This is a genomic window from Cupriavidus phytohabitans (assembly GCF_000426345.1).
In the GTDB taxonomy this organism is placed as follows: Bacteria; Pseudomonadota; Gammaproteobacteria; order Burkholderiales; family Burkholderiaceae; genus Cupriavidus.
Genome location: NZ_AUFE01000021.1, coordinates 1 through 12159, shown reverse-complemented (window position 1 = coordinate 12159; position 12159 = coordinate 1). Strand labels below are relative to the sequence as shown.

General features: G+C 68.9%; 12 protein-coding genes. 5 read left to right on the top strand and 7 right to left on the bottom strand.

What is annotated here, in order from left to right:
* Positions 1 to 80: 80 nt before the first annotated feature.
* From K309_RS43790 to K309_RS0116675, 7 genes are all read right to left on the bottom strand, one after another.
* Entirely contained in the window at positions 81 to 209 is a 129-nt protein-coding gene (locus K309_RS43790; protein WP_255360115.1) for a hypothetical protein, read from the bottom strand.
* A gap of 464 nt (positions 210 to 673) precedes the next feature.
* Positions 674 to 1666 (bottom strand): tripartite tricarboxylate transporter substrate binding protein, encoded by a 993-nt coding sequence (locus tag K309_RS0116700; RefSeq protein ID WP_029047508.1) that lies wholly within the window; start codon positions 1664 to 1666, stop codon positions 674 to 676.
* Between the two features lie 102 nt (positions 1667 to 1768).
* Positions 1769 to 5353: an indolepyruvate ferredoxin oxidoreductase family protein gene (locus K309_RS0116695; RefSeq protein WP_029047507.1), complete on the bottom strand. Its 3585-nt coding sequence runs from the start codon at positions 5351 to 5353 to the stop codon at positions 1769 to 1771.
* Between the two features lie 90 nt (positions 5354 to 5443).
* Entirely contained in the window at positions 5444 to 6487 is a 1044-nt protein-coding gene (locus tag K309_RS0116690; protein WP_029047506.1) for an Ldh family oxidoreductase, read from the bottom strand.
* Positions 6484 to 7188: a GntR family transcriptional regulator gene (locus K309_RS0116685; RefSeq protein WP_029047505.1), complete on the bottom strand. Its 705-nt coding sequence runs from the start codon at positions 7186 to 7188 to the stop codon at positions 6484 to 6486. The genes K309_RS0116690 and K309_RS0116685 overlap by 4 nt, the downstream gene beginning before the upstream one ends.
* 5 nt (positions 7189 to 7193) lie before the next feature.
* A complete protein-coding gene (locus K309_RS0116680; protein ID WP_029047504.1) occupies positions 7194 to 8348 on the bottom strand; it encodes a UxaA family hydrolase in 1155 nt (384 codons plus the stop codon).
* Between the two features lie 5 nt (positions 8349 to 8353).
* On the bottom strand, positions 8354 to 8644 hold the full coding sequence (locus K309_RS0116675; protein ID WP_029047503.1) for a UxaA family hydrolase: 291 nt from the start codon (positions 8642 to 8644) through the stop codon (positions 8354 to 8356).
* Between the two features lie 218 nt (positions 8645 to 8862).
* On the opposite strand from K309_RS0116675, the gene K309_RS0116670 reads away from it, so the two are divergent.
* From K309_RS0116670 to K309_RS0116650, 5 genes are all read left to right on the top strand, one after another.
* A complete protein-coding gene (locus K309_RS0116670) occupies positions 8863 to 9324 on the top strand; it encodes a hypothetical protein (RefSeq protein WP_029047502.1) in 462 nt (153 codons plus the stop codon).
* Positions 9314 to 9679, top strand: a complete 366-nt coding sequence (locus K309_RS0116665; protein ID WP_029047501.1) for a hypothetical protein — start codon at positions 9314 to 9316, stop codon at positions 9677 to 9679. The genes K309_RS0116670 and K309_RS0116665 overlap by 11 nt, the downstream gene beginning before the upstream one ends.
* Before the next feature lie 79 nt (positions 9680 to 9758).
* A complete protein-coding gene (locus tag K309_RS0116660; RefSeq protein WP_029047500.1) occupies positions 9759 to 10730 on the top strand; it encodes a zinc-binding dehydrogenase in 972 nt (323 codons plus the stop codon).
* A gap of 26 nt (positions 10731 to 10756) precedes the next feature.
* Entirely contained in the window at positions 10757 to 11551 is a 795-nt protein-coding gene (locus K309_RS0116655) for a TauD/TfdA dioxygenase family protein (RefSeq protein ID WP_029047499.1), read from the top strand.
* Positions 11552 to 11694: 143 nt separating this feature from the next.
* A partial coding sequence (locus K309_RS0116650; RefSeq protein ID WP_029047498.1) for a hypothetical protein occupies positions 11695 to 12159 on the top strand: 465 nt, incomplete at its 3' end.

Below are 12159 nucleotides of genomic sequence, written 5' to 3'. Positions count from 1 at the left end.
GGCACGCGCCGGCAAGGCGCCGCGCGTGATCTCTCGCGGCAGCGCCGCGCGCTGCCACGCAAGAATTCGGGGCGTATGGATCAGGCGCGCGGAGTGCGCGCCGGACGGCGGGCGCCAGCGCCTGGCTGGCGTGGGCCGGTCGGCGTGGTCGGGGTCGCGCCGTAGCGGTTACGGGGCGGATGCGCGGACGCGCGGTTCGGATAATGCATGGGCTGTCTCCTGTGCGATGCGGCAACGTGGCCGCCCGGCTTGCCGGGCGCCGCTGTGCCGTCGGCGGCAGCGAAAAGCCCGGTGACGAGGTGTCGGGAATATTCCCGCACGGTCGTTCGTTTTCACCGACTTTTGCATAGGCTTCGCGGCATCGTCAAGGAAACCAGCGGAGTATTCCGCACGGCGAAATAGCGACGGTGAAACCCTCGGGAAAGCCCTTAATCGTTACGGCCTTGGAGGCGTCGCCCCCGTTGCAGGGGCAGGCATGATTGCGGAATGGGAGCGGGCGAAGCTAGCGGCGCCTCGCCGTCGTGGCATGTCGGCGCAGCGGTGGATGCCCGCCTGGATGATGGCGGGGCAGCGCCGGCGCGGCAACCGGCCTGACCCGCTAAGTCCGGTCGCCGCGCGGCGCTGCTTTGCCGCAGCGGCTGGTCGTGGAGATCGATGGGGGGATGGCGGCCGCTTACTCCAGGCGGAACCCGGTTTCCTTGATCGCCAGCGCCCACTTCTTCTGCTCGGCGGCCATGAAGGAGGCGAACTGGTCCGGCGAGCTTTGCGCGGCCGGGTCGTAGCCCTTGCTGGCCAGCTGCTGGCGCACGCCGGGGGCGTTCAGCGCCTTGTCGATCTCCTTGCCGAGCAGCGCAACGATGTCTTTGGGCGTGCCGGCCGGCGCCACCAGGCCGTACCATTCGCTGGCCTCGATGCCGGGGAAGCCGGCCTCCGCCATGGTCGGCACCTCAGGGAACAGCGGCAGGCGCTGCCTGCTCGCCACGGCAATGGCCTTGAGCTGGCCGCCCTTGACGAACGGCATCACCGCCGGCACGCCGTGGAACATCATGTGGATATGTCCGCCCACCATGTCGGTCAGCGCCTGCGGGCCACCCTTGTAGGGGGCGTGCACGACGTTGATATGGGCGCTTTCCTTGAAGACCTCGCTGACCACGTTCTGCTGCGTGCCAGGGCCGACCGAGGCATAGCTGAGCTTGCCAGGCTCCGCCCTGGCGCGCGCCACCAGTTCCTTGACGGACCCGGCCACCGAGGGGTTGACCACCAGCATGTAGGGCGAGCTCGCCATCAGGCCCAGCGGCGCGAAGTCCTTGCCCAGGTCGAACGGCAGGTTCTTGTGCAGGCTGGCATTGATCGCCATCGGCGCGCTGGCGACCAGCAGCGTGTAGCCGTCGGGTGCCGCCTTCGCGCCCATGCCGGCGCCGATATTGCCGGTGGCGCCGGGCCGGTTGTCGACGATCACCTGCTGGCCCAGGCTGGCGCTCATCTTCTCGGCCACCGTGCGCGTGACGGCGTCGACACCGCCGCCCGCGGGCCAGGGCACGATGATGCGGATCGGGCGGTCGGGATATCCGCCTTGTGCCAGCGCACCGGTGGCGCAGGCGGCAAGTGAGGTGGCAAGCGCGATCGCGCCCAGGGCACGGCCAAAGCGGTTCAGTACGGTTTTCATCATCGTGTCTCCTCGCTGTTTCTCTGGGTGGGATCCCCGGCCGCGCGGCCGGGGCCCGTTCGCTGTCTTCAGTCTGTGGGGGGAATGCCGTTTGACTTTTGCCTATGCCGCCGCGCTGGTGCGGGCCGGAGCCTGCGTGCCGCCCGCGCGCCACTGCGCCATCAACCGCTCCCAGCGGGCGCGCGTGGCGGCCAGGTTGCGCGCCTTGACGTGGCCGTAGCCGCGGATCTCCTGCGGCAGCCGCGCGATCTCCAGTGCCAGTTCGAGGTTGTGCGCGGAAAGTGCCGGCAGCAAGGCTTCGATGCTGCGGCGGTACTCGCCGATCAGCGCGCGTTCCTCCTTGCGTTCCTGCGTGTAGCCGAAGGGATCGAACGGCGTGCCGCGCAGGCCCCTGAGGCGGGCCAGCACGCCGAAGGCGTTGCGCATCCATGGGCCGTAAGCACCCTTGACCGGTTCGCCGTCCTTGTTCCTGCGCGCCAGCAGTGGCGGCGCGAGGTGGTGCACCAGGCGGACCTTGCCTTCGAACATCGACGCGATCTGCTCGCGGAAGGCGGCGCCGGTGTGCAGGCGCGCCACCTCATATTCGTCTTTATAGGCCATCAGTTTGAACAGTGAGCGGGCCACGGCTTCGCTGAGGCGGGTGCCGCCGACGACCGATTCCGCTGCGCTGACGCGGCTGACGAACGACTCGTATTGCGCCGCATAAGCCCGGTTCTGGTAGCCGGCCAGGAACCCGGCGTGCTTGCGCACCAGTTCCGCCAGCGGCACCTTGCGCACGAACTGGATCACCTGCGAGCCGGCCGGCTGCGACGGCAGCCTCGACTGCAGTTGAGACATATCGTGCGCGCACAGGCGCCCCCATTCGAACGCCGCCTTGTTGCTGTCGACCTGCACGCCGTTGAGCTCGATGGCGCGCATCAGCGCCGCGTGCGACAGCGGCACCTTGCCTTGCTGCCAGGCATAGCCGAGCAGCAGCAGGTTGGCGAAGATCGACTGGCCCAGCAACTGCCTGGCGACCTGCTCGGCGTCGAAGCTGGCCAGTTGCCCTTCGCCTGCGGCGCGCGCGATGCGCGCCACCGCCTCGCCGGCCTGCGGGTCCCAGTCGGGGTTGCGCACGAAGGCCGCGGTCGGGGTCAGGTGGCTGTTCAGCACCACATAGGTCCGTGCCGGCGACATCGCGGCAAGCGTTGCCTTGCTGGCCGCGACCACGGTGTCGCAGGCGATCACCAGGTCGGCCATGCCCAGGTCGACGCGGCTGGCGTGCAGCGCATCGGGGCTGGCGGCGATCTGGATATGGCTCCAGGTGGCGCCGCCCATCTGCGCCATGCCGGTCGCGTCCTGCGTGATCACGCCCTTGCCTTCCAGGTGCGCGGCCATGCCGAGCACGCCGCCGATGGTGACGATGCCGGTGCCGCCAATACCCGCCACCACGATGCGCTGCGGCTTGCCGGCGTCCGGCAGCGTGGGCATCGGGATCGCCGGCGGCGTGGCCTTGCCGCCGGCCGGGTTCGCGGGCTTCTTCAGCTGGCCGCCTTCGACCGTGACAAAGCTCGGGCAAAAGCCCTTGGTGCAGGAGAAGTCCTTGTTGCAGGTGTCCTGGTTGACCTTGCGCTTGCGCCCGAAATCGGTCTCGACCGGCTGCACCGCCAGGCAATTGCTCTGCACCGAGCAGTCGCCGCAGCCCTCGCACACCAGCTCGTTGATGACCACGCGCCGCGCCGGGTCGGCCATGGTGCCGCGCTTGCGCTCGCGGCGCTTCTTGGTGGCGCAGGCCTGGTCGTAGATGATCACGGTCACGCCGGCGACCTCGCGCAGTTCGCGCTGCACGGTGTCCAGCTCGTCGCGGTGGCGCACGGTGACGCCGGCCGCGAGGTTGCCGACGCCCTTGTACTTGCCCGGCTCATCCGTCACCACCACGATCTGGCGCGCACCCTCGGCGGCCAGCTCGCGCGTCATCGCCGGCACGTCGAGCTGGCCATCGACCGGCTGGCCGCCGGTCATGGCGACGGCGCTGTTGAACAGGATCTTGTAGGTCAGGTTCACGCCGGCATGGATCGACTGGCGCACCGCCAGCAGCCCGGAGTGGTTGTAGGTGCCGTCGCCCAGGTTGGCGAACATGTGCGCGCGCTTGCTGAACGGCGCCTGGCCCATCCAGTGCACGCCTTCGCCGCCCATCTGCGACCACGAGGTGGTGGACCGGTCCATCCACACCACCATGCCGTGGCAGCCGATGCCGGCGGTCGCCACGGAGCCCTCTGGCACGCGCGTGCTGGTGTTGTGCGGGCAGCCGGGGCAGAACCAGGGCAGGCGGTCAGTCGCGCGGCTGTCGCCCTGCGCGCTGGCCTGTTCGCCGGCGGCGATCTCCTGCAGGCGCCGGTCCATGCGCGCGGCCACGTCGGCCGGCACGCCCAGTGCCTTCAGCCGCAGCGCGATGGCCTTGGCCACCAGCGCCGGCGACAGGTCGGCCTTGGCGCGCAGCAGCCAGTCTTCGGCGGGCTTGCGGTGGCTCCACTCGCCGCCATTGCCAACGCTGCCGTCACCGTGGTGGTACTTGCCGAACACCGCGGGACGCGCCGCGGGCGGGTAGTGATAGAGCTCGTCCTTGAGTTGCTGCTCGATCACGGGCCGCTTTTCCTCGACCACCAGCACCTCGCGCAGACCGCGCGCGAATTCGCGCACGCTGTCCGGCTCCAGCGGCCACACCACGCTGACCTTGTGCAGGCGGATGCCGAGGGCGCGGCAGGTGGCATCGTCCAGCCCCAGGTCCAGCAGCGCCTGGCGCGTGTCGCTGTAGGCCTTGCCGCTGGCGATGATGCCCAGGCGATCGTCGGGCCCCTCGATCACATTGCGGTTGAGACGGTTGGCGCGCACATAGGCCAGCGCCGCCGGCCACTTGAACTCCATCATGCGCGCCTCGGCGGCGAGCGGGTCGTCGGGCCAGCGGATATGCAGGCCGCCGCCGGGTTGCGCGAAATCCTCCGGCAGCACGATGCGCACGCGGTCGGCGTCGGTGACCACCGAGGCGCCCGATTCCACCACTTCCTGCACCGTCTTCATGCCCGACCACAGCCCGCTGAAGCGGCTCATGGCAAAGGCATGCACGCCCAGGTCAAGGATGTCCTGCACGTTGGCCGGGAAGAATACCGGCAGCCCGCACGCCATGAAGGTGTGGTCGCTCTGGTGCGCCAGCGTGCTGCTCTTGGACACGTGGTCGTCGCCCGCCAGCGCGATCACGCCGCCCAGCGGCGCGGTGCCGGCCAGGTTGGCGTGCTTGAGCGCGTCACCGCTGCGGTCCACGCCGGGGCCCTTGCCGTACCAGATGCCGAATACACCATCGAACTTCTTGCTGGCGGCATCGAACTCCAGTTGCTGCGAGCCCCAGACCGCCGTGACGCCGAGTTCTTCATTGACGCCGGGCTTGAACACTACGTCGCTCGCGGCCAGGTGCTCGCGCGCCTGCCACAGCGCCTGGTCATAGGTGCCCAGCGGCGAGCCGCGATAGCCGGAGATGAAGCCGGCGGTGTTGTGGCCGGCTGCGGCATCGCGCCGGCGCTGCAGCAGCGGCAGGCGCACCAGGGCCTGTACGCCGCTCATATAGGCACGGCCGGACTCCAGCGCGTACTTGTCATCGATCGACACAGCGGCCAGCGCCTGGCGGGCCGCATCGGGGGGCATGGGGGCATTCATATTGGCGGTTTTTCAGGCTAGCAGGGTTGAACGGGGCCAGCCGGTGTGCGCGTGGCACCCGGATCTGTGGCTAAACGGGAAGGGAACCGGCTACCCGGGCAGGGGGATGCCCAGCGCCTGGCCTAGCGTGTCCAGCTCTCGCACTAGGGCGTCAGGCAAGGCGATGCCATGCTGGCGCCCTTCGCGCTCGAGCAAGTCGCCGCGATGGCCGGGCAGGCGCGCGTCGGCGCCGCCCGCGGCAAGGTAGTTGCCGGTCCATTGCGCCATATAGTCGGCAAAGAGCTGCTGGCCGGCGAAGGCCTCGGGTTTGACCAGCCAGACGAAGCCGCCCTGGCGGCCGACCGCGCCGGCACCGGAGACAGTATTGCGGTCCGGCGACAGCGAGTCCGCGGTGGCGGCCATGGCGCCGGCCAGGCACTCCACCATCATGGCGATGCCGATGCCCTTGTGCCCGCCCATGGGCAGCAGCGACCCCTCCAGCGCGCTCGGCGCATCGGTGGTGGGCTGGCCGTCGGCGTCGAGGGCCCAGCCTTCCGGGATGGGTTTGCCTTCGCGCGCGGCCAGCAGGATATGGCCGCGCGCGGCGACGCTGCAGGCCACGTCGAACACGATCGGCGCCGCGCCCGGCAGCGGGCAGCCGAAAGCAATGGGGTTGTGGCCCAGCGCCGGGCGGGCAAAGCCTTCCATGCCCAGCACCGGCGGGGTGCGCTGCCCGACCATGCAGAAGGCGCCGGCCTCGGCGGCCTGCAGCGCCGGCAGGCCGAGCGCGCCAAGGTGGCCGCACGACTGCACCGCGACCAGCACGCTGGCGCTGTGCTCGAGCGCCTGCAGGCCGAGCTGCACCGCGTGCGGCGCCGCCACTTGGCCCATGGCGCCATCGGCATCGAGCACGATCCCGCCGGGGAAGGCGCGGTGCGACATCCGCGGACGCGGGTTGAAGTCGCCCGCGCGCAGCCGGTCGACGTAGGACGGCACCCGCGTCAGGCCATGGGTCTTGTAGCCACGCAGTTCGCTGCGCACCAGCGCCGCGGCAGCCTTGTGCGCATGGCCGGAGGCCACGCCGCACGCTTCGAAAACGGCCGCGGTCCAGTGCGTGAGCTGGTCTGCGGTACGTCGGATGGGGCGGGTCGTCATGTTGACTTCTCCCTGACAATCATCAGGCGCTCCGGGAACGGGGCGGCATAGACCGACTGGTAGTAGAGCGGCTGGTCGCGCAGCGTGTAGCCGCGCAGTTCCATGATGAAGGCCGGCGCGTCGGCTTCGAGCCCGATCTCGCGCGCCGCCGCGGCGGGGGCCGGCCCGAAGCGGATCCACTGGTCCACGCGCAGCGTCGGCAGCGACAGGCGCTGGCCGATCAGCTCGCGCAGGTTCTTCTCCAGCGCCTCGCGGTCCAGGCCGCCGAGCTGGGCGAAGTCTTCCTCGCGCAGCCAGAATTCGCTGTACAGGTCCAGGCGCCCGCCCACGCTGATGACGCGCTCGATGCGCACATAGCCATCGCCGCCGAGGAATTCCGACCACGGCCCCTGGCGCTTGATGCGCTTGACCGAGCGGGCGTGCACATAGGACGGCAGCTCGTTGCCCTGCTCGTCGCGAAAGCGCAGGTAGCGCACATCGGCCGGCGCGACCCGGGTGCCGGAGACAAAGGTGCCACGGCCCTGCTCGCGCGTGATCAGCCCCGAGTGCGTCAGCCGGGCCAGCGCCTTCTGCACCGTGCCCACGCTGACCCCGTGGAAGGTGGCCAGCTCGCCCTCGGAGGGCAGCCGGTCGCCTTCGCGCAGGGCGCCGGACTCGATGGAGCGGATGATGGCGTCGGAGACGCTGCTAAGTTTGGTCATGGTTGTTACAGGCTCAGGGCGAATCGACTGATCGCGGTCTCCCGGATATCGAGCACCTCGCTGGTCAGCCGCGTGCCGGATGCGACATCGATCGCATAGCCATACAGCTGCTCGCCGAGGTCAGAGATCTTGTCCCCGTGCTGCAGGACGCCGCTGACGTCGAAGTCAATGTTGTCGGCCATGGTGTGCAGGGTATTGACGTTGCCGCACACCTTGACCGTCGGTGCCACCATGCTGCCGATCGGATTGCCCACCCCCGTGCCGAAGAAGGTCAGCTGGCATCCGCCGGCAGCCAGCGCAGTGAGATTTTCCACTGCCGCGGCCGGTGCGTCCATGAAATGCAACCCCTTCTTCTGCGGCGCCTCGCCGTAGCGCAGCACGCCCACCAGCGGGCTGGTGCCGGCCTTGGCCATCGCGCCCAGCGCCTTTTCCTCGACCGTGGTCAGGCCGCCGCGCTTGTTGTCGGGCGAGGGCTGGTCCTCGCGCATGTCCACGCCGCGCGAGATCGCCAGGTTCTCCATGTTGCGCACCGCGGTGACGAAGGCCTCGCGCACGCGGCCATCGGCGGCGCGCTCGGCAAACAGGTGCTCGGCGCCGATGAACTCGGAGGTCTCGGAGATGATGACGGTGCCGCCCTCGGCCACCACCATGTCCGCCATGCGGCCGATCACGGGATTGCAGCTCAGCCCGGAGGTGGTGTCCGAGCCGCCGCACTCCACGCCGATCACCAGCGACGACACCGGGCACGGCACGCGCCGCGCCCGCGACGCCGCCAGCGACAGCCGCGCAGCCTTGCGCGTGCCGTCGGCAATGCATGCGACCGTGCCATCGGGCTGCAGGTGCACGCTTTCAACCGGCTTGCCGGTGGCGCGGATGCGGCGCGCCACTTCTTCGGTCGACGACTCTTCCAGGCCGACCAGCAGCACCGCCGCGATATTGGGATTGCGGCCCAGTCCGGCGAGCGACTCGAAGGCGAAGTCCAGGTCGGCGCCGAACTGCCCGCGCACGAACAGCGTCGTCACCGGGATGCAGCCGCCCACGGTGCGGGCGATGGTCCGCGTCACCGGGTTGCAGTTGTCCATCACGGAAACCACCGCGACCCAGTTGCGCACGCCGACCGCGCCGTTCTCGCGCGGGTATCCGAGGAAGTTTGTAGCCATCTGCTTTACCCCTTGTGCAGGTCGCCGCGGGCACGCGCCGACTCGATGTTGTGGACATGCATGTGTTCGCCGGCGCGCGTCGCGCGGCTGGCGCGGCCGATGACCTGGCCGTATTTCACGATGGTGGCGCCCGCCGCCGTGTCGGCGATGCAGATCTTGTGGCCGAACGGCACGTCCTGCAGCAGCACCAGCCTGCCGGCGCGCTCGCCTTCCAGCAGGCAGGCTTCGCCGGCGTTGCCGGCGTCCAGCAGGGTGGCCACATTGTCGGCCGGGTTCAGTACGATGGCTCGCGGCATTGATCAACTCCTGTATAGGTGTTGAGGCCAACTGTAGGGAACCGGACGGCGTATGGTCAAGAAGAAGTGGGGGATCTACGAGAAAACCACTACTCCATCCATGCAAGTCCTATATAGAAGTTTGTTGACACCAGCACGGCCGCTGTCTATCGTCATGACAACGGCAGCGATGTCCGCGCCGGCTTATCGACACCTCGAACCCACGGGAGAAGGCAGGCATGAAGGTTCGGTCACACCAGGAGAAGATCGGGAGGCTGCAGGCGTTGCGTGCGCGGCTCGATCCGCAGCAGGATTTCGGCCTCTGGTTCTGGGCAGGCATGACCGCAGGCACCCATGCCGTGAACGCGGCACTGCACCACGCAGGCGTCACCCTGGACGACGACAGGTTCCCCACGCAGCCGGGCGTCTACCTGGTGCCGCAGCCCGACGGCAGCCTCAGGCCGGCGTTCGGTCCGCTGGGTGACGTACTCCATGTCGGCCGGCCGAAAGTCGAGGCACCGGTGCCAGCCGACATCGCGGCAATGATGGCGGCGATGGAAGAGATCGAGCATTACCGCGATCCCTGCCTGCGCGAAGGGCTTGAACCCACTCCGGCCATCGCCGGAGTCTGCGATGCGGCGCTGCGCCGCTGCCTGGCACTGCTGGCGGCGCGCCTGGAAGGAGCAAGGGATGGACATTGAACGCCACATGGCGATGGCGCTCGGTATCGAGGCCTCGCTGCAGAAGTGCACCAGCGCTGACTACGAGATGCTGATCGAGGGCGCGATGCTGGCCGGCACGCACTGGCTCAACGCGCTGCTGCACAAGCGCGGCACCACGCCGCCACAGGCGGACGTGTTTCACAGCTACCTGCTGACCGTCAATGAATTCCGCCGGCTGGCGGTGGCGGCGGAAAGGCCGCTGCATGCGCTGGCCGCGATTGAAGACAGCCGCGTGCCGTTCGTGCGCGGCAACCACCCCGGCGGCGAAGCGGCCGCCGAGCGCGCACTGGAACTGCTGTCGCTGATCCGGGCGACGGCGCTGGGCAGCGCCTAGGGCAGCATATTGGGCAGTACATAGGGCAGCACAGGATCAAAGGCATGCAACACATTGCGAGACGGGAAAGGAGACAACAGTGAAGGCAGTCCGCGTAGTGCCGGGCCCGGAGGGCGGCATGGTCGAAGTGCAGGATATCCCGGTGCCGGTGGCGGCGGCGGGGCAGGTGCTGGTCAGGGTGCGCGCCGCCGGCCTGAACCGGGGCGAGATCAACCAGGCGAAAGAATTGCGCTCGGGAAATACCATCACCGCCGGCGTCGAGTTTGCCGGCGAGGTGGCCGACGTTGGCGCGGGCGTCAGCGGCTGGCGCAAGGGCGACCGCGTGATGGGCCATGGCCGCGGCTGCCAGGCCGAGTACGTCGTGGCCGACCCGCTGGCGCTGATGCCGGTGCCGGATGGGCTGTCGTGGATCGATGCCGCGGCGTTTCCCAATGTCTTCATCACCGCGCATGATGCCCTGGTCACCAACGGCCGGCTGGTGGCGGGCGAATCGGTGCTGGTCAACGGCGCCTCGGGTGGCGTGGCGCTGGCGGCGATCCAGATCGCCTCGCTGATGGGCGCGCGCCCCGTGATCGCGTCGTCGCGCTCGGCGGCCAAGCTCGACAAGATCAGCCAGTTCGGCGTGGACGTGGGCATCGATGCGTCGCGCGACGACCAGGTCGAGGCGGTCATGAAGGCAACCGGCAACAAGGGCGTCGACATCATCATCGACACGGTCGGCGGCCCGGTGTTCGAAGCCAATATGCAAAGCCTGGCGGTCAAGGGCCGGCTGGTGAACATCGCGCGGCTGGGCTCGGCGACCGCGCAGATCGACCTGACGCAGCTCTGGCTCAAGCGCCTGCAGCTGATCGGCGTGACCTTCCGCACGCGCACCGAACAGGAGCGGCTGGAGTGCATCCAGGCGTGTGCGCGTGACATGCTGCCATTCCTGCGCGCCGGGCGCGTGCGCCTGCCGGTCGATCGCACCTTTGCCATGACCGATATCGCCGCCGCGCATGCATACATGAAGCAAGAGCAGCACGTGGGCAAGATCGTGCTGCTTGCAGACTGATTCCACAGAAAAGACGAGGAGACATGATGACCATCCAGATCCAGGCACTGACCGGCTCCGTTGGTGCCGCCGTGACCGGCGTCGACCTGAACCAGCCGCTCGACGACGCCAGCTTCGACATCCTGCACCGTGCATTCCTGGAATACGGTGTGCTGGTATTCCGCGGCCAGCACCTGCAGCCCGCCGCCCAGGTCGCCTTCGCGCGGCGCTGGGGCAAGCCGGTGCAGGGCAACCCGCTGCTCAAGGGCCTGACCGAGTTCCCGGAGCTGGCGCAGGTGACCAAGATCCCCAAGGAGACCGCATCGACCGAGGCCTGGCATTCGGACTCGATCTACACCGAGGTGCCGCCCAAGATCTCGATCCTGTCTGCGGTCACCATCCCGGTGGGCGGCGACACCATGTGGTGCAACCAGTACGTGTCCTACGAGCGGCTGTCGCCGGCGATGCAGCGCATGATCGAAGGCCTTCGCTGCCGCTTCTCAGGCGCGCGGCTGGCCAGGATGACCGGCTCTGACAAGGTTCCCACCGCCGTGCATCCGATCGTGCGCACCCACCCGGAAACCGGCCGCAAGGCGCTGTACGTGGGCCACCCCGATACCGCGCAGTGCATCGAGGGCATGACCGGCGCGGAGAGCCGGCCGCTGCTCGACTTCCTCTACGAGCATTCGGTCTCGCCCGACAACGTCTACCGCCATATGTGGCAGCAGGGCGATGTGGTGATGTGGGACAACCGCTGCACCATGCACTACGCCGTGCACGACTACGGCAATGCCGAGCGGGTATTGAACCGCGTGACGCTGGAAGGCGAAGTGCCGCGCTGAGCCACAGCGCCACAAACCAGCGCCACAAACCAGCGCCACAAACCAGCGCCACAAACCAGCGCCGCAAACCGGCGCCGCCATGCGGCGCCCGGCACCAAGGGTGCCCGTCCGGACGCCGGACGGGGCCGATCCGGAGAATGATGATGCTGATAGGGATCCCGACGGAGTCGCGGGCGGGGGAGGCGCGTGTTGCCGCGACGCCGGAGACCGTAAAGAAGTACGTGGCCCAGGGCCACAAGGTGGTCGTCCAGGCCGGCGCCGGCGTTCGCGCCAGCCAGCCCGATGCCGCCTATGAGGCGGTCGGCGCCACCATCGGCACCGCTGCCGAGGCGCTCGGGGCGCAACTGGTGCTCAAGGTACGCGCCCCCGAGCCGGCCGAACTGGCCCAGATGAAGGCCGGGGCTGTGCTGGTGGGCATGCTCAATCCCTTCGATGCCGAGAACAACGCGCGCATGGCAGCAGCCAACGTGACCGCGTTCGCGCTCGAGGCCGCGCCGCGCACCACGCGCGCGCAGAGCATGGACGTGCTGTCGTCGCAGGCCAACATCGCCGGCTACAAGGCCGTGCTGGTGGCCGCGCACCACTACCAGCGCTTCATGCCGATGCTG

Bases quoted from the DNA above. Each gene is read 5' to 3' on its own strand.
- K309_RS0116690 (WP_029047506.1), bottom strand. From the start codon at position 6,487: ATGACGACCCGCCCCATCCGACGTACCGCAGACCAGCTCACGCACTGG.
- K309_RS43790 (WP_255360115.1), bottom strand. From the start codon at position 209: ATGCATTATCCGAACCGCGCGTCCGCGCATCCGCCCCGTAACCGCTAC.
- K309_RS0116670 (WP_029047502.1), top strand. From the start codon at position 8,863: ATGAAGGTTCGGTCACACCAGGAGAAGATCGGGAGGCTGCAGGCGTTG.
- K309_RS0116675 (WP_029047503.1), bottom strand. From the start codon at position 8,644: ATGCCGCGAGCCATCGTACTGAACCCGGCCGACAATGTGGCCACCCTG.
- K309_RS0116655 (WP_029047499.1), top strand. From the start codon at position 10,757: ATGACCATCCAGATCCAGGCACTGACCGGCTCCGTTGGTGCCGCCGTG.
- K309_RS0116695 (WP_029047507.1), bottom strand. From the start codon at position 5,353: ATGAATGCCCCCATGCCCCCCGATGCGGCCCGCCAGGCGCTGGCCGCT.
- K309_RS0116700 (WP_029047508.1), bottom strand. From the start codon at position 1,666: ATGAAAACCGTACTGAACCGCTTTGGCCGTGCCCTGGGCGCGATCGCG.
- K309_RS0116680 (WP_029047504.1), bottom strand. From the start codon at position 8,348: ATGGCTACAAACTTCCTCGGATACCCGCGCGAGAACGGCGCGGTCGGC.
- K309_RS0116665 (WP_029047501.1), top strand. From the start codon at position 9,314: ATGGACATTGAACGCCACATGGCGATGGCGCTCGGTATCGAGGCCTCG.
- K309_RS0116685 (WP_029047505.1), bottom strand. From the start codon at position 7,188: ATGACCAAACTTAGCAGCGTCTCCGACGCCATCATCCGCTCCATCGAG.